Annotated in this window: 11 protein-coding genes and 1 pseudogene; 1 reads left to right on the forward strand and 11 read right to left on the reverse strand. The window is 60.2% G+C overall.

Features of this window, described 5'->3' with window-relative positions:
* Positions 1 to 77: 77 nt before the first annotated feature.
* The 10 genes and pseudogenes from hemE to pilM form a co-directional block, all read right to left on the reverse strand.
* Positions 78 to 1145, reverse strand: a complete 1068-nt coding sequence (gene hemE, locus FW764_RS09250) for a uroporphyrinogen decarboxylase (RefSeq protein WP_446433670.1) — start codon at positions 1143 to 1145, stop codon at positions 78 to 80.
* Positions 1146 to 1382: 237 nt separating this feature from the next.
* On the reverse strand, positions 1383 to 2801 hold the full coding sequence (locus FW764_RS09255) for an FAD-dependent oxidoreductase (protein WP_101265717.1): 1419 nt from the start codon (positions 2799 to 2801) through the stop codon (positions 1383 to 1385).
* A gap of 32 nt (positions 2802 to 2833) precedes the next feature.
* Positions 2834 to 7279, reverse strand: a complete 4446-nt coding sequence (gltB, locus tag FW764_RS09260; RefSeq protein ID WP_446433671.1) for a glutamate synthase large subunit — start codon at positions 7277 to 7279, stop codon at positions 2834 to 2836.
* Between the two features lie 348 nt (positions 7280 to 7627).
* On the reverse strand, positions 7628 to 9190 hold the full coding sequence (locus FW764_RS09265) for an AAA family ATPase (RefSeq protein ID WP_446433672.1): 1563 nt from the start codon (positions 9188 to 9190) through the stop codon (positions 7628 to 7630).
* A gap of 10 nt (positions 9191 to 9200) precedes the next feature.
* On the reverse strand, positions 9201 to 10301 hold the full coding sequence (gene aroB / locus FW764_RS09270) for a 3-dehydroquinate synthase (protein WP_446433673.1): 1101 nt from the start codon (positions 10299 to 10301) through the stop codon (positions 9201 to 9203).
* A 124-nt stretch (positions 10302 to 10425) separates the two neighbouring features.
* A complete protein-coding gene (aroK, locus tag FW764_RS09275) occupies positions 10426 to 10944 on the reverse strand; it encodes a shikimate kinase AroK (RefSeq protein ID WP_083355652.1) in 519 nt (172 codons plus the stop codon).
* Between the two features lie 4 nt (positions 10945 to 10948).
* A pseudogene (locus tag FW764_RS09280) lies at positions 10949 to 12205 on the reverse strand (type IV pilus secretin PilQ); the annotation flags it as partial.
* 138 nt (positions 12206 to 12343) lie between these two features.
* On the reverse strand, positions 12344 to 13315 hold the full coding sequence (locus FW764_RS09285; protein WP_446433674.1) for a pilus assembly protein PilP: 972 nt from the start codon (positions 13313 to 13315) through the stop codon (positions 12344 to 12346).
* A complete protein-coding gene (locus tag FW764_RS09290) occupies positions 13312 to 13863 on the reverse strand; it encodes a PilN domain-containing protein (protein WP_446433675.1) in 552 nt (183 codons plus the stop codon). Before FW764_RS09290 ends, FW764_RS09285 begins: the two co-directional genes overlap by 4 nt.
* A complete protein-coding gene (pilM, locus tag FW764_RS09295; protein WP_446433676.1) occupies positions 13860 to 14516 on the reverse strand; it encodes a type IV pilus assembly protein PilM in 657 nt (218 codons plus the stop codon). The genes FW764_RS09290 and pilM overlap by 4 nt, the downstream gene beginning before the upstream one ends.
* Before the next feature lie 231 nt (positions 14517 to 14747).
* Here pilM and FW764_RS09300 point away from each other — a divergent pair, with 231 nt between their 5' ends.
* Positions 14748 to 17210: a penicillin-binding protein 1A gene (locus FW764_RS09300; protein ID WP_446433811.1), complete on the forward strand. Its 2463-nt coding sequence runs from the start codon at positions 14748 to 14750 to the stop codon at positions 17208 to 17210.
* A gap of 83 nt (positions 17211 to 17293) precedes the next feature.
* Here FW764_RS09300 and FW764_RS09305 read toward each other — a convergent pair whose 3' ends face one another.
* Positions 17294 to 18562 (reverse strand): malic enzyme-like NAD(P)-binding protein, encoded by a 1269-nt coding sequence (locus FW764_RS09305; RefSeq protein WP_446433677.1) that lies wholly within the window; start codon positions 18560 to 18562, stop codon positions 17294 to 17296.
* Positions 18563 to 18575: the final 13 nt, after the last annotated feature.

Genomic DNA, 18575 nt, shown 5'->3' on the forward strand with positions numbered 1-18575 from the left:
GGCGGTGCTTCAGTGACGTATTTATCGACTGACACTGCGCATTCGCGAGCAAGCCCGCTCCCACATTTGTTTTGCGTTTACTCGTGATACTGCGCCGACAGCTCATGCACCGCACGCAGGAACGCACCGGCATGTTCCGGGTTCACTTCCGGCGTGATGCCATGGCCGAGGTTGAACACGTGCCCGCTGCCTTTGCCGTAGCTGGCCAGGATGCGGCCGACTTCAGTGCGGATCGCTTCCGGCTTGGCGTACAGCACGGTCGGGTCCATGTTGCCTTGCAGCGCGACGCGGTTGCCCACGCGCTGACGGGCTTCGCCGATGTCGCAGGTCCAGTCCAGGCCCAGTGCATCGGCGCCGGCATCAGCGATGCTTTCCAGCCACAGACCGCCACCCTTGGTGAACATGATCACCGGCACTTTGCGGCCCTCGTGCTCGCGGATCAGGCCGCTGACGATCTTGCGCATGTAGGCCAGGGAGAACTCCTGATACGCCGCCGACGACAGGTTGCCACCCCACGTGTCGAAAATCTGCACTGCTTGGGCACCGGCCATGATCTGGCCGTTGAGGTAACTGGTGACCGATTGCGCCAGCTTTTCCAACAGCAGGTGCATGGCTTGCGGGTTGTCGTAGAGCATGGCCTTGGTCTTGCGAAAGTCTTTCGACGAGCCGCCTTCGACCATATAAGTTGCCAAGGTCCATGGACTGCCGGAGAAGCCGATCAGCGGCACGCGGCCATTGAGCTCGCGACGGATGGTGCTGACCGCATCCATCACATAGCCAAGGTCTTTGTGCGGATCAGGAATCGGCAGGGCTTCGATGTCGGCCAGGGTGCTGACGACCTTCTTGAAACGCGGGCCTTCGCCGGTTTCGAAGTACAGGCCTTGGCCCATGGCGTCGGGGATGGTCAGAATATCGGAGAAGAGGATGGCCGCGTCCAGTTGTGGGTAGCGGTCCAGCGGCTGCATCGTGACTTCGCAGGCGAACTCCGGGTTCATGCACAGGCTCATGAAGTCGCCGGCGTGGGCGCGACTGGCGCGGTATTCCGGCAGGTAGCGACCGGCTTGACGCATCATCCACACGGGCGTGACGTCTACGGGTTGCTTGAGCAGGGCACGAAGGAAACGGTCGTTCTTGAGGGCAGTCATGTCGGCATCCGCAAAAAAAGTGCGGGCATTTTCTCAGAGCGCGACGCAAAAGGCACGGCAAGAGCGGTGCCTTTTGTCTATCGGGTCAATTTGTCGCGGACATAAGAGCGCCGTAACACAAATGTGGGAGGGAGCTTGCTCCCGATTGCGGTGGTTCAGTTACAGATACTGAGACACCGCTATCGGGAGCAAGCCCCCTCCCACATTTTTGATCCCCATTTCAGGCTGGTATTGGGGTCAGACCTGCAGATAGTCCAGGATCCCTTCGGCGGCATTGCGGCCTTCAAAGATCGCTGTCACCACCAAGTCCGAACCGCGAACCATATCGCCACCGGCGAAAATTTTCGGGTTGCTGGTCTGGTGCTTGTATTGGCCTTGTTCCGGGGCTACGACGCGGCCCTGGCTGTCGGTCTGGATCTCGAACTGCTCGAACCACGGCGCCGGGCTTGGGCGGAAACCGAAGGCGATGACCACGGCGTCGGCCGGGATGATCTCTTCGGAGCCCGGGATTGGCTCAGGACTGCGACGGCCACGGGCGTCCGGTTCGCCGAGACGGGTCTCGACCACCTTCACGCCTTCGACGCGATCTTCACCGACGATAGCAATCGGCTGGCGGTTGTAGAGGAATTTCACGCCTTCTTCCTTGGCGTTCTTCACCTCTTTGCGCGAGCCAGGCATGTTCGCTTCGTCACGACGATAGGCACAGGTCACCGACTTGGCGCCCTGGCGGATCGAGGTGCGATTGCAGTCCATTGCGGTGTCACCACCGCCGAGTACCACGACCTTCTTGCCTTTCATGTCGACGAAGTCTTCCGGCGACTTTTCAAAGCCCAGGTTGCGATTGACGTTGGCGATCAGGAAGTCGAGCGCATCGTACACGCCCGGCAGGTCCTCACCGGCAAAGCCGCCCTTCATGTAGGTGTAGGTGCCCATGCCCATGAACACCGCATCGTATTCTTCGAGCAGTTGCTCCATGGTGATGTCTTTACCGATTTCAGTATTGAGACGGAACTCGATACCCATGCCGGTGAACACTTCGCGACGGTGGCTCAGTACGGTTTTTTCCAGCTTGAACTCGGGGATGCCGAAGGTCAGCAGGCCGCCGATTTCCGGGTTCTTGTCGAACACCACCGGGGTCACGCCGCCGCGCACCAGTACGTCGGCACAACCCAGGCCCGCCGGGCCTGCGCCGATAATTGCGACGCGCTTGCCGGTCGGCTTGACCTTGGACATGTCCGGGCGCCAGCCCATGGCGAACGCGGTGTCGGTGATGTACTTCTCAACCGAACCGATGGTCACCGCGCCGAAGCCATCGTTAAGGGTGCAGGCACCCTCGCACAGACGGTCTTGCGGGCACACCCGGCCGCAGACTTCCGGCAGGGTATTGGTCTGGTGCGACAGCTCGGCGGCGGCGAGGATGTTGCCCTCGGCCACCAGCTTGAGCCAGTTGGGAATGAAGTTGTGCACCGGGCACTTCCATTCGCAATACGGATTACCGCACCCCAGGCAGCGGTGGGCCTGATCGGCCGAGTGCTGGGGTTTGAAGGGTTCGTAGATTTCCACGAACTCTTTCTTGCGTTGACGCAACAGTTTCTTCTTCGGATCTTTGCGCCCGACATCGATGAACTGGAAGTCGTTATTCAGACGTTCAGCCATGTTAAAACCTCATCAAACTGTTCAGGCGCATATCACTGCGGGTTGGCACGGATGCTGGAAAGCAACGATTTCAGGTTGGCAGCCTTGGGCTTGACCAGCCAGAAACGACGCAGGTAATCATCGAGATTTTCGGCGAGGTTACGCCCCCATTCGCTGCCGGTCTCCTCGACGTACTCGTCCAGCACGTGCTGCAAGTGGTTCCGGTAGGATTCCATGGCTTCGCCGCTGATCCGCTGGATCTCGACCAACTCGTGGTTGACCTTGTCGACGAAGGTGTTGTCCTGGTCGAGCACGTAGGCGAAACCGCCAGTCATGCCCGAACCGAAGTTGTACCCGGTCTTGCCAAGTACCGCGACAAAGCCCCCGGTCATGTACTCGCAGCAGTGATCGCCAGTGCCTTCGACCACGGTGTGGGCACCGGAGTTACGCACGGCGAAACGCTCACCGGCAGTGCCAGCGGCGAACAGCTTGCCACCGGTAGCGCCGTACAAGCAGGTGTTGCCGATGATGGCACTGTCCTGGGTCTTGTAGATGCTGCCTTTAGGCGGAACGATCACCAGCTTGCCGCCGGTCATGCCCTTGCCCACGTAGTCGTTGGCGTCACCTTCCAGGTACATGTGCAGGCCACCGGCGTTCCACACGCCGAAGCTCTGGCCCGCAGTGCCGTTGAAGCGGAAGGTGATCGGCGCTTTCGCCATACCTTGGTTGCCGTGCTTGCGCGCGATTTCGCCGGAGATGCGTGCGCCGATGGAACGGTCGCAGTTGCAGATATCCAGAGCGAAGTCGCCACCGCTGGCGTCGTTGATCGACGCGCTGGCCATCTCGACCATCTTCTCGGCCAGCAGGCCTTTGTCGAACGGTGGGTTGCGATCCACCTGGCAGAATTGCGGCTTGTCTGCCGGGATGTGATCGCTACCCAACAGCGGCGTCAGGTCCAGGTGCTGTTGCTTGGCAGTCTGGCCTTCGAGGATTTCCAGCAGATCGGTACGCCCGATCAGCTCTTCCAGCGAACGCACGCCCAGCTTCGCCAGCCACTCACGGGTTTCTTCGGCGACGTAGGTGAAGAAATTCACCACCATGTCGACGGTGCCGATGTAGTGGTCCTTGCGCAGCTTCTCGTTCTGAGTCGCGACGCCGGTGGCGCAGTTGTTCAGGTGGCAGATGCGCAGGTATTTGCAGCCCAGGGCGATCATTGGCGCGGTGCCGAAGCCGAAGCTTTCGGCGCCGAGGATCGCAGCCTTGATCACATCGAGACCGGTTTTCAGGCCGCCGTCGGTCTGTACCCGTACTTTGCCGCGCAGGTCGTTGCCACGCAGAGTCTGGTGGGTTTCAGCCAAGCCCAGTTCCCACGGCGCGCCCGCGTATTTGATGGAAGTCAGCGGCGAAGCGCCGGTGCCGCCGTCATAGCCGGAGATGGTGATCAGGTCGGCATAGGCCTTGGCCACACCGGCGGCGATGGTGCCCACGCCAGCTTCCGCGACCAGTTTCACCGAGACCAGGGCCTGCGGGTTGACTTGTTTCAAGTCGAAAATCAGCTGCGACAAATCCTCGATGGAGTAGATGTCGTGGTGCGGCGGCGGCGAAATCAGGGTCACACCCGGCACTGCATAACGCAGCTTGGCGATCAGGCCGTTGACCTTGCCGCCTGGCAGTTGGCCGCCCTCACCGGGCTTGGCGCCCTGGGCGACTTTGATCTGCAGCACTTCAGCGTTAACCAGGTATTCCGGGGTTACACCGAAACGACCCGTCGCCACCTGCTTGATTTTCGAGCTCTTGATGGTGCCGTAGCGCGCCGGGTCTTCACCGCCTTCGCCGGAGTTGGAACGCGCCCCCAGGCGGTTCATGGCTTCGGCCAGGGCTTCGTGGGCCTCGGGCGACAAAGCGCCGAGGGAAATACCCGCGGAGTCGAAGCGCTTGAGGATCGATTCCAGCGGCTCGATTTCGCTGATCGCCAGCGGGGTGTCCAGGGTTCTCACCTTGAACATATCGCGGATCATCGACACCGGGCGGTTATCCACCAGCGCGGTGTATTGCTTGAACTTGGCGTAGTCGCCCTGCTGCACAGCGGCTTGCAGGGTGCTGACCACATCCGGGTTGTAGGCGTGATATTCGCCACCGTGGACGAACTTGAGCAGGCCGCCTTGCTGGATCGGCTTGCGCGCGCTCCAGGCTTCGGCCGCCAGGGCTTTCTGTTCGGCTTCGATATCGACGAAACGCGCACCCTTGATGCGGCTCGGTACACCCCGGAAACTCAGGTCGCAGACCTCTTCGGACAGACCGATGGCTTCGAACAATTGAGCGCCACGGTACGAGGTGACGGTGGAGATGCCCATCTTCGACAGGATCTTCAACAGGCCCTTGGTAATGCCCTTGCGGTAATTCTTGAACACCTCATAGAGGTCGCCCAGCACTTCACCGGTGCGGATCAAGTCGCCCAACACTTCGTACGCAAGGAACGGGTACACCGCCGAGGCGCCGAAACCGATCAGCACCGCAAAGTGATGCGGGTCGCGGGCAGTGGCGGTTTCGACGAGGATGTTGGAGTCGCAGCGCAGGCCTTTTTCGGTCAAGCGGTGGTGCACCGCGCCGGTAGCCAGGGAAGCGTGGATCGGCAGTTTGCCTGGCGCGATGTGGCGGTCGGTCAATACGATCTGGGTACGACCGGCGCGCACAGCTTCTTCGGCCTGATCGGCGACGTTGCGCACAGCGGCTTCAAGGCCGAGGCTCTCGTCGTAGTTCAGGTCGATGATCTGGCGGTCGAAGCCTGGGCGCTCCAGGGTCATCAACGAGCGCCATTTGGCCGGGGAAACCACCGGCGAACTGAGAATGACGCGGGAAGCGTGCTCAGGCGATTCCTGGAAGATGTTGCGCTCGGCACCGAGGCACACTTCCAGCGACATCACGATGGCTTCGCGCAGCGGGTCGATCGGCGGGTTGGTCACCTGGGCGAACTGCTGGCGGAAATAGTCGTACGGCGTGCGCACGCGCTGGGACAGCACGGCCATTGGCGTGTCATCGCCCATGGAGCCGACGGCCTCGTAGCCTTGTTCGCCGAGCGGACGCAGCACCTGGTCGCGCTCCTCGAACGTGACCTGGTACATCTTCATGTACTGCTTGAGCTGGTCGACGTCATAGAAAGCCGAACCGTGGTCGTTGTCTTCCATGGTCGCCTGGATGCGCAGGGCGTTCTTGCGCAGCCATTGCTTGTACGGGTGACGCGACTTCAAGCGGTTGTCGATAGCATCGGTGTCGAGGATCTGCCCGGTTTCAGTGTCCACGGCCAGGATCTGGCCAGGGCCGACACGGCCTTTGGCGATGACATCTTCAGGCTTGTAGTCCCACACGCCGATTTCCGACGCGAGGGTGATGAAACCGTTGGTGGTGGTGACCCAACGCGCCGGGCGCAGACCGTTACGGTCGAGCAGGCACACCGCGTAGCGGCCGTCGGTCATGACCACACCGGCCGGGCCGTCCCATGGCTCCATGTGCATCGAGTTGTACTCGTAGAACGCACGCAGATCCGGGTCCATGGTTTCAACGTTCTGCCACGCTGGCGGAATGATCATGCGCACGCCACGGAACAGGTCGATGCCACCGGTGACCATCAACTCGAGCATGTTGTCCATGCTGGAGGAGTCGGAACCCACGCGATTGACCAGCGGGCCGAGTTCTTCGAGGTCCATCAAGTCGTTGGCGAACTTGGTGCGTCGGGCCACGGCCCAGTTGCGGTTACCCGTGATGGTGTTGATCTCGCCGTTATGGGCGAGAAAGCGGAATGGCTGAGCCAGCGGCCATTTCGGCAAGGTGTTGGTGGAGAAGCGCTGGTGGAACACGCAGATTGCGGTTTGCAGGCGCTCGTCGCTCAGGTCTGGATAGAAGGCGGTCAAATCCGCCGGCATCATCAGGCCTTTATAAATGATGGTCTTGTGCGAAAAGCTGCAGATGTAGTGGTCAGTATCGGCGGCGTTGGACACCGACGAGCGACGACGCGAGGTGAACAGCTTGATCGCCATGTCCTGATCGCTCAGGCCATCGCCAGCAATGAACACTTGTTCGATCTGTGGCAAGCGCTCCAGAGCCAGACGGCCGAGCACGCTGGTGTCGATCGGCACTTTGCGCCAGCCGACCAGTTGCAGGCCGGCAGCAACGATCTCGCGGTTCATGTTCTCGCGAGCGGCTTCGGCTTTGACCGGGTCTTGGTTGAAAAACACCATGCCCACGGCGTATTGCTTGGGCAGGTCGACAGCAAATTGTTCTTTTGCCACAGCACGCAGGAACTGGTCGGGCTTTTGAATCAGCAAGCCGCAACCGTCACCGGTTTTGCCGTCGGCGTTGATCCCACCACGGTGGGTCATGCAGGTCAGGGCCTCGATGGCCGTTTGCAATAGGGTATGACTGGGCTCGCCCTGCATGTGGGCTATCAGGCCGAAACCGCAGTTATCCTTGAATTCATCGGGTTGGTACAGACCTGCTTTCATAGACACTTTCTCACCAGGCTGCCTCTTATATCGAGGCAAATTTCTTTTCAATTCAACCGGTTACCTTCCACGCCGAACGTACGCCGGCTTAGCGGGGGCAAAAGGGAGGTCATTGTACACACCGACACGAACGCTCACAAATTTAGCGGCGAAATGTCGCAAATCTATGTCGCATTTATGAAAGGTTTAAAGCGATATGCTGTGCTAGTCAAAACTTTTTTAATTCTGACCGCTACGACTCAAAAGCTACGTGCGCAGACACCACAAAGCGCGCGGCCTTCAGGGCTGCACGCTGTTGTAGTTTTTTGAGGTGCCGGGAGAGGCGGCCTGGGTAAGGCCGCCGAATCTTCAGCGAGTTGTTGCGAGTTCTTGTTGAACGCTGGCAACAGTGCGTGGCCAAGGTTTACCAGCCTGAACCTTCGCTGGCAAGGCCTTGATAGCGGATTCAGCTGCTGCACGGCTGGAGAAGTTGCCGTAAGTGATCACGTAGAGAGGCTTGCCGTTGAGCATTTTCTTGAAATAACGGTACTCGCCGCCCTGCTCTTTCACGAACGCCTGAGCGTTGGCTTCGGAGCTGGTGCCGAGGATCTGCACCACGAAGTTGCCGGTCGGCTGGCTGGTGTACCAACTGCTGCCGGCGGCACCTGCCTTGGCGACAGTGGCGGCGGTTTTTTCAGCTGGCTTGGCAGCCGGTGCCGGTTTGGCGGCTGGAGCAGGTGCGACCGGTTTGGCAACTGCGGCAGGCTTGGCAGTGGCGACAGTCGGGGCCGGGGTAGGCTTGGCGACCGGAGCAGCTGGCTGACCGGCCGGCACGCCCGCAGGTGGCGCGGTAGTGGTCACGGTCGGTGGCGTAGCACTGGAGCCTTCCACCGGCACACCGTCGTCGCCTTCGGAGATGCCACCGGCTTCTTCGGCGAGCGGGCCGCGCATCACTGGCTGACCTACCATCGGCAGGTTGGTGGGTTGGCCGGAGTTGGCGAATTCGACATTTGGCGTGGGTTTGCCCAGTGGCAACTGCGCCTGTTCGGTTGGCGCGCCGGCGGTGGCGGGTGCCTTGCTGCGGCCTGGGATCAACCAGGCGGCGGCAACAGCGACCACGACAACGGCGGAAATAGCCAATACGTGCTTCTTAGGCATAGTAAACCCCATCTTTGGACGCTTAACCGCAGAGCGGCTTGCAATCATGGCTTCGATCAAGGCATCCCGGGCAACCTGGTTGATGGTGCCAGGCCAGCCGTCGGAGCTTTCGTGAATATCAGAGATCTGCGCAGCGGAGAAAAGTTCGATACCGGCCCCGGCACCTTCGAGGCGTTGAGCCAGGTATTCGCGGGTCTCTTCCTCTTCGTAAGGCTGCAATTCGATGACGTGGAACAGCTCCTGGTCGCCACTGATCTGCTCCAGATCAGCGATCAACGAAGACTCGCCAAACAGAAACACGTGCGGGCGACCTTCGGGCGTACCCGCTGCCAGCGCCAGCAACGCTTCCAGGGCGGACTCGTCGAGCTGCTCGGCATCGTCCACCAACAGGTAGACTTCCTGGCCGGTCAGGCCCAGTTGCACCACTTGCTTGAGAATCGCGTTCGGCTCGGCCGTGGCCACGTTCAGTGCTTGGGCCACTTGGCGCAACACGCCCGCCGCATCACCGGCGCCACGCGCCGACACCACCACGCTCTGTACCGATTGCTTGTTGGTGCTGGCAACCAGCGCCTGGCGCAGCAAGGTCTTGCCGCTGCCCAACGGGCCAGTGACTACCAGCAGCAGTTGGCTGTAGCGCGCCAGGTGGTGCAGTTGGCCAAGCACCGGCTTGCGCTGGGCAGGGAAAAATTTGAAGCCAGGCACCCGTGGAGCAAAAGGGTCATGGCTTAACTGGTAATGGCCGAGGAACGCCTCGTCGGCATGCAAACTAGTCATCGGGATCTTATTAACCTTTAAGCTGGGCCAGGGCGCGGTAATCCGCTCCCAGCGTGGCCTGTAAAATCTCTTTCGGATAATCGTCGGTCACTACCGCTTCGCCCATGCGGCGCAGCAGCACCAGTCGCAGGCGACCGTCGATCACTTTCTTGTCTATTGCCATATGTTCGAGGAAATCCGCCTCGGTCATCTCCAACGGCGGTACGACCGGCAAGCCAGCGCGCTGGAACAGGCGGATACCCCGATCCCGCTCCTGGGCACTGATCCAGCCCAGACGTTGCGACATGTCCAATGCCATCACTGTGCCGGCCGCTACCGCTTCCCCATGCAACCACACACCATAGCCCATGTGGGTTTCGATCGCATGGCCGAAGGTGTGACCAAGGTTCAGGGTGGCGCGTACACCGGACTCCCGCTCGTCGGCATTCACCACCAGCGCCTTGGCGGCGCAGGAGCGGGAAATCGCTTCGGTGAGTGCAACTTGGTCGAGGGCGCGCAGGGCGCTCATATGTTCTTCGAGCCAGGTCAGAAACGGCTCGTCGCAGATCAAGCCGTACTTGATGACTTCCGCCAAACCCGCCGACAGCTCGCGCGGTGGCAGCGTATTGAGGGTCGCAGTGTCGATCAGCACGGCTTGAGGCTGATAAAACGCACCCACCATGTTCTTGCCCAGCGGGTGGTTTATACCGGTCTTGCCGCCCACCGACGAATCGACCTGGGACAACAAGGTGGTTGGCACCTGAATAAAGTCCACGCCACGCTGGTAGCAGGCCGCCGCAAAACCAGCCATGTCGCCGATCACACCGCCGCCAAGGGCAACCACGGTGGTACGCCGGTCATGGCGCGCAGTCAGCAGGCCATCAAAGATCAGTTGCAGGGTTTCCCAGTTCTTGTGGGCCTCGCCGTCAGGCAAGATCACCGAAATCACCGAGTACGCCGCAAGACTGCGGCTCAGACGCTCAAGATACAGCGGCGCGACCGTTTCGTTGGAGATGATCGCCACTTGCCGCCCGGCAATATGCGGAGCAAGCAACTCGGGCAGGTCCAACAAACCTTCGCCAATATGGATTGGGTAGCTGCGCTCGCCTAGATCGACCTTAAGTGTCTGCATGTGTCCCCGCGTGAAGATAAATTTACAATCGGCAACGCTCGGATCTGACGTCGCCTGATGGCTCTACGCCACACCCCGAAGGCGTGTAGCGCGCCGTCGAGAATAGCGCATTTCGGGCTTGGCTTTAACGGGGCGGCAACCGCTGCAAGCGCTCGAGGATGTCAAGAACGACCATTCGTGGCGGCCGCTCATCGGTTTCCACCACCAGGTCGGCGATCTCCCGATAGAGCGGATCGCGCAATGTCAGCAGATCCCTCAGGGTCTTGGCCGGGTCGGCGGTGCGTAACAATGGGCGATTGCGATCCCGCGCAGTACGGCCCACTTGCTGCTCGACCGACGCATGCAGGTACACAACGCGACCACCGGCATACAGCGCCCGGCGGTTTTCATCGCGCATAACTGCGCCGCCGCCGGTGGCCAATACCACGCCATCGCAGCCACACAGCTCGGCAATCATCGCCTGCTCGCGGTCGCGAAAGCCCAGCTCGCCTTCCTTATCGAAGATCCATGGGATATTGGCACCCGTGCGCAATTCAATTTCCTTGTCGGAATCTTTGAACGGCAGGCGCAGCTCTTTGGCCAGCAAACGGCCGATGGTGCTTTTTCCAGCCCCCATCGGTCCTACAAGAATCAAATTTCGCACAGAATCAACGACTCACAGCAATCGCCTGGTTATTCATAATACGCGGAGTCAGGAATACCAGCAGCTCGGATTTTCTTTGCGCCAACACATCGCGCCGGAAAAGGCGGCCAAGATACGGCACATCGCCCAAAAATGGCACTTTATCTACCACTTTGCTTTGGGTATTGGAGAAAACTCCGCCGATGACGATGGTCTCGCCATCCTTGACCAGCACCTTAGCGTTGACCTCGTTTTTCTTGATCGGCGGCACGTCGTTGAGCTTGTTGAGATAGTCGGGCTCATCCTTGGTGACCTTGACCTCCATGATGACCCAGCCGTCAGGGGTGATCTGCGGGGTTACCTCCAGGGACAGCGAGGCTTCCTTGAAGGACACCGAAGTGGCACCACGCGAGGTGGATTCCTGGTAAGGGATCTCGGTGCCCTTGAGGATACGCGCGGTCTCCTTGTCGGAAGTGACCACCTTGGGCTGCGAGACGATTTCGCCGTTGCCGGTTTTTTCCATGGCGTTCAATTCCAGGTCCAACAGCAGGTTGTCGGTGATATAGGCAATGCCCAGGCCCGAAGTCCCCGTGAGTGCACCCAAGTCGACAAAGGGTGAACTGGGAGGGTTTGCCGATGGCTCACCCCCCTCGGCCAACGGTTTGCTGATGCCGCCTGCGGCCCAGTTGCCACGATTAAGGCGCCCACCCCAGCGCACACCCAAGCTTTTGTCGTAGTCGACATTGGCTTCGACGATCCGCGCCTCGATCATCACCTGGCGCACTGGAATATCCAGTTGCGCCACGATCCGTCGAAGCTCTTCAAGCCGCTCGCCGGTCTGGTAGGCGATGATGTTATTGGTGCGGTCATCCACCGCGACCGAACCACGCTCATCGGTGATGCCATCAATGCCCGTCACCGACTGAAACAACTTGGCCAAATCAGCCGCCTTGGCGTAATTGACCTGCAACAGCTCCCTGCGCAAAGGCGCCAACTCGGCCAACTGTTTGCGTGACTCCAGCACCAGCAGCTCACGGGCGGCCAACTCTTCGGCCGGTGCCACCAGCAAAACGCCTGCTTTCACGCGCTTGTCCAACCCTTTGGCTTGCAACACCAGGTCCAGCGCCTGATCCCAGGGCACATCCTTGAGTCGCAAGGTGATCGAGCCTTGCACCTCGTCGCTGGTCACCAGATTAAGCCCGGCGACATCCGCAATTTGCTGCAATACCGCGCGCAAATCGATGTTCTGGAAGTTGAGGTTCAGTTTGTCACCGTTATAGGCGCTTAGCGCCGCGCTGCCAGGTGGCGGCAGTTGGATCAGATCCACACGGTTGGGCACAGCAGACGCCATCGGTGCCGTGAACGCTATCCATAGCGCCACACCGAAGGACGAGAAAGTCCTTTTCATTGTTTGATTCCGTTATGAGTTGACGTTTAACACGAGGGTTCGCGAACGCTCCAGCCATGCGCCCTGTTCATCCGGGAACAGTTCGGCCAGTTCGATGTGGTTGCCATGAATGGCCGTTATCCGGCCGTAGTCAGGCCCCAGATAGTCGCCGACTGCAAGGCGATGCACCGTCGACGCCGCACGCAGTAAGACAAAGGTCTGCAAGCCACGGGATATGGTGCCGACCATTTCGACCTGATCGACGGCCAAGCCTTCCAGCGCTCCGCGCGCGCGGGTGAGGTCCGGCGCACGCGCCGGCCGACCCGGCGCGTGCGCAACCTGCTGGGTGGACGGCTGGAAGGGGTCACGCAGGGAGGCTGCACCGTAGACAAATCGAGCCCCCTGCTCGACCGCCAGCGCCGACTTGCCACGCGGCGCGGTGCTCCGATAAGTCTTGGCCAGCAGGTCAAGACGCAACAACGCCCCATCAGACCTGAGCACAACATCATGCACTGTGACGACGCGCGGCAAGCCGCCCAAGGCGCTTACGAACATCGCCAGGTCGTGGTAGGCGCCTAAAACACGGACCTGCACGGGCTGCTCGATGTAAAGAGGCTGAGGTTGCTCGTCCAACACCGTGACACGCTCGACCGCCAAGCCGTTGGCAACCGCCAGCCGGGCTATGTCTTCCAACCAACCGGGCATATCGGAGTCACCGGGCAATTGCCGTAAAAACCCGGAGACCTTATCTTGCATGGCCTGGGCCTGACGGGTACGCCCCTCAAGGCTGGCTGCCAAACCGGTTTTTTGCGCAAGCGCCTGCTGCAGGACTACTTCCTGCGCCTCCAACGCGTACTGCTGCTCACGGGCCGGAGCCAGCAGCAGACTATCGCCCACCACCAGCACCAGACCTGCCAGCGCGCAGCCCAACAGAGCCTTACCCGGCAAAGGCCATTTAGCAGCGTTGTGAGAAAGCGTGGAGAAGTCGAGCCTGGGCAGGCTCAAGGCTGAGCCTCGGCGGATTCCCTTTGGCGCACCATCAATTGAAATTCATTGCTGCCGCGCCCGCGGTCTGCACGCACATGCTGCAATCGCGGGGCATGGGCACCTTCAGACGCCTGCAGTCGGCGCATCAGTTGTGCAATATCCTGGTTCGACTCCGCGCTGCCGCTGAGACTCACCGTATCGCCCTTGGCAACCACCTCATGCAGGTGCACACCATCCGGTACCGCACGGGCCAACTGGTCCAAGAGCTGCATGCTGGCTGAGCGGGCTTCGTGCAGGTCCTGCACAACCTTCATGCGTTGCACCAATTGCTGGCTTTGCTCCTCAAGGTCATCGATGGTCTTGAGGCGCGAATCCTGTGCGGCGACTTCCTTGCTCAAATGGTTATTTCGCGCTGCTTGCCGGCCAATCGCCTGGTCGATCACCTGATCCGCCAGCCACACTGCCGCGAGCGCCACACAGGCGAACGCGAGCAAAAATGCCAGGAAGTATTTGCGCCGCCGCTCTGCCAGCGTCTGACGCCATGGCAAAAGATTGATTCGTGTCATCCAGCGAAACTCCTTAGGGCCAACCCGCAAGCAATTCCCATCCCGTGGGCATCCACGGCCCATTGTGCGCGATCCACTCGATGGCCCGGCGTGAAGCTGCCGAAATCCTGACTGCAAGCGCGCTCCAATGCAAATTCTTCGACATCGACTACGCGCGCGACCAACCCGGCCAAGGCCAAAACCGCTTCGCGGGCCTCTACCTGTTGTTTCAGACAAGCGGCCAGTAATACCTCGACCCGCGCTGGGTCCTGGGGTGATGGGCCGCGCACTTGAAAATCGATGGCGACGTCATCCAATGGGTAAGGAATGTACTGATCGGCTTCCATCTGGATCTTCCAGGCCATCTGCTCATCACTGAGCCCCGCTTGCATTTCTAGCACCCGGGTGATCACGGAAGGACCCGCCACAGCCACAGCTGCCTGCCGGGCCGAGGTATGCAGACCCGATAACGCCTGCTGCAGCACCTGCCCTATGGCTTCAAGGTGCAATAGCGTGCCATCGACTACCGCATGGGAGGGCAACTGCCGCGTGACGTAACCCTGAACGCTGTAACCGTTGGCGGAACGGCCCAACTCAATCAGTTTGATGCCAGTGTCATTGATATCGACGCCCAGGACGGTGTCGACTTTTCGCCTGAAAAATCCCTTTCTCATAAAACTCCCCAAAACTTTCCCTGTCATATCGGCGTTCATACCGCCTGATTACCCTCGGGCACCGTGCATTCGGTCGACTTGTTTGAGTGGTGCGAATGACGCCCCAGGCCGAAAATGCTTTAATGCCCAGCGTTTTTTCCCGCTTTTTTCTGCTGCTCGGGTCGATCCATCGTTTGTTATGCATGCCCCGACGCGTAACTCATTCTTTTCTCTGGAAATCCAAAAGCCTTGATTCGTCTGCTGAAGTTTTTCGGGTACTCCATTGTCGCGATCGTCTGCGGGCTGCTGCTCGTACTCAGCGGGGCCTACCTCTACCTTAGTCCGGGTTTGCCCTCCGTAGAGGCACTCAGAAGTATCCAGTTGCAGATTCCTTTGCGGGTCTACAGCAGCGATGAAAAACTGATCGCGGAGTTCGGCGAAATGCGCCGCACCCCGATCCGTTTCGCCGATATTCCGCCCAATTTCATCAATGCCCTGCTGTCGGCTGAAGACGATAATTTCGCCAACCACTACGGTGTCGACCCCGGCAGCCTGGTGCGTGCGGCGACGCAATTGGTAAAAAGCGGACACATTCAATCCGGTGGCAGCACCATCACCATGCAAGTGGCGAAGAACTTCTTCCTCACCAGCGAGCGCAGTTTTTCGCGTAAAGCCACGGAAATCCTGTTGGCATTGCAGATTGAACGTCAGTTGACCAAGGACGAGATCCTTGAGCTGTACGTGAACAAGATCTACCTGGGCAACCGCGCCTACGGGATCGAGGCAGCGTCCCAGGTCTACTATGGCAAGTCGATTCGTGATGCCAGCCTGGCACAAATGGCAATGATTGCTGGCCTGCCAAAGGCCCCTTCGCGCTTTAACCCGCTGGCCAATCCGGCGCGCAGCAAAGAGCGTCGTGACTGGATCCTGGGGCGCATGTACAAGCTGGGCAAGATCGACCAGGCCGCTTATGAAAGTGCCGTTGCCGAGCCGTTGAATGCCAGCTACCACGTACCGACGCCGGAAGTGAACGCACCGTACATCGCTGAAATGGTACGCGCCGAGATGGTCGGCCGTTATGGCAGCGAGGCCTACACAGAAGGCTTCCGCGTGACCACAACCATTCCTAGCAACCTGCAGGAAATCGCCAACAACTCAGTACGCGACGGCTTGGTCACCTACGACCAGCGCCATGGCTACCGCGGCCCTGAATCGCGCCTGCCGGGCAAGACCCTGAGCGCCTGGACCACCGAATTGGGCAAACAGCGCCCGATCAGCGGCCTGGAGCCGGCCATCGTCACCCAAGTGAAGAAAGATGGCGTGCAGGTGCTGACCCGCACCGGCGAAGGCCATGTTTCGTGGGACAGCATGAAGTGGGCGCGCCCGTTCCTGAACACCAACAGCATGGGACCGGTGCCCAAGCAGCCATCTGACGTAGCGCAAGTGGGTGATTTGATCCGCGTGCAACGCCAGAAAGACGACAGCTTGAAATTCAGCCAAGTGCCTATAGCTCAAGGCGCCCTAGTATCACTTGACCCGCAGAACGGTGCGATCCGCGCCCTGGTCGGCGGTTTTTCCTTCGAGCAAAGTAACTACAACCGCGCCACCCAGGCCAAGCGCCAACCGGGTTCGAGCTTCAAGCCGTTCGTCTACAGTGCCGCGCTGGATAACGGCTACACCGCCGCCAGCCTGGTCAACGACGCACCGATCGTGTTTGTCGACGAGTACCTGGACAAGGTCTGGCGCCCGAAGAACGACAACAACACCTTCCTCGGCCCGATCCGTGTCCGCGAGGCGCTGTACAAGTCACGTAACCTGGTATCGATCCGCTTGCTGCAGGCAATGGGCGTCGGCAAGACCATCGACTATATGACACGCTTTGGCTTCAACAAGTCGGACCTGCCGCCGAACCTGTCTCTGGCACTGGGCACCGCGACCCTCACGCCGATGGAAATCGCCACCGGCTGGAGCACCTTTGCCAACGGCGGCTACAAGATCACGCCGTACCTGATCGACAAGATCGAAAGCCGCAATGGCGACACCCTGTTCACCGCCAACCCGCCACGCGTGCCGGGCGACGTGGTCAACGGCGTGGCGGCGCCGGATGGCATCGCGGCACCGAGCAACGGCGGTATCACCATTGAGCCGACTCCAGGCGCAGCGCCTGCCACAAACGCCACCGCACCTGCAGAACCACAAGCGCCTGCGGTAGCTCAACGCATTGTGGATGGCCGTACCACGTATATCCTCAACAGCATTCTGGAAGACGTCATCAAGAAGGGCACCGGCCGTCGCGCCCTGGCCTTGGGCCGCGCAGATATCGCCGGCAAGACCGGTACGACCAACGAGTCCAAGGACGCCTGGTTCTCCGGCTACAACGCTGACTACGTGACCACCGTGTGGACCGGCTACGACCAACCGGAAAGCCTCGGCCGCCGCGAGTTTGGCGGCACCGTGGCACTGCCGATCTGGATGAGCTACATGGGCGCAGCCCTGAAGGACAAGCCGCTGCACACCCAGCCTGAGCCGGAAGGCATTCTCAGCCTGCGGATCGACCCGATCAGTGGGCGTGCGGCTTCGCCAAGCACGCCGAACGCTTACTTCGAGCTGTTCAAGAGCGAAGACACGCCGCCGTCGGTCAACGAACTGGGTAACGGCACTGCGCCGGGCAGCCCACTGCCAGCGGATGAAGCGGCGCCGATCGATTTGTTCTAACCCGATCTGTGACTGAAGACAATCGCCACAAAAAAGCCCCGACTCGCAAGAGCCGGGGCTTTTTGTTGGTGCGCTACAACGGCTTAGCCGTTGAACACATCATCCACGCTTTTCAGCGGGTAGTGCTTCGGATACGGCAGGGTAGCCACACCGGTCTCGATCGCGGCTTTGGCCACGGCATCGGAGATCAGGGTGATCAGGCGCTTATCCATTGGTTTCGGAATGATGTACTCACGACCGAACTCCAATTTGATACCACCGTAGGCGTCGCAGACTTCCTGAGGCACCGGCAGCTTGGCCAGTTCGCGCAGGGCGTTGGCGGCAGCCACTTTCATCTCTTCGTTGATGCGCTTGGCGCGAACGTCCAAGGCGCCACGGAAGATGAACGGGAAGCCCAGTACGTTGTTGACCTGGTTCGGGTAGTCCGAACGGCCGGTGGCCATGATCACGTCGTCACGGGTGGCGTGCGCCAGTTCCGGGGTGATTTCCGGGTCAGGGTTGGAGCAGGCGAACACGATCGGGTTGGCCGCCATGGACTTCAGGCCTTCGGCGCTGAGCAGGTTCGGGCCGGACAGGCCAACGAACACGTCTGCACCGTTCAAGGCGTCAGCCAGGGTGCGCTTCTCGGTCGCGTGGGCAAACATCGCCTTGTACTGGTTCAGGTCGGTACGCTCGGACTGAACAACGCCCTTGCTGTCGACCATGAAGATGTTTTCCAGCTTGGCGCCCATGCTCACCAGCAACTTCATGCAGGAGATGGCCGCAGCACCAGCGCCCAGGCAGACGATCTGAGCGTCAGCCAGGGTTTTACCGGCGATTTCCAGGGCGTTGATCATGCCGGCCGCCGTCACGATTGCGGTGCCGTGCTGATCATCGTGGAATACCGGGATTTTGCACTGTTCAATCAGGGCCTTTTCGATCTCGAAGCACTCAGGAGACTTGATGTCTTCCAGGTTGATGCCACCGAACGTGATGGAAATGCGCCTTACGGTGTCGATGAAGGCCTGCGGGCTTTCGGATTCGACTTCGATGTCGAAAACGTCGATGCCGGCAAAGCGCTTGAACAGCACGCCTTTACCTTCCATGACTGGCTTGGAAGCCAATGGGCCGAGGTTGCCCAGGCCGAGAATCGCGGTGCCATCGGAAATCACTGCAACCAGGTTGCCTTTGCCGGTGTACTTGTACGCCAGTTCAGGGTCGCGGAAGATTTCACGTACGGGCTCGGCAACGCCAGGGCTGTAGGCCAGCGACAGGTCGCGGGCGGAGGCAGTGGCTTTGGTGAGCTCTACACTCAGCTTTCCTGGACGAGGATGGGCGTGATATTCGAGAGCGGCAGTTTTCAAATCAGACATATCGGCATTCCGC

The organism is Pseudomonas sp. 1152_12 (genome assembly GCF_052850675.1).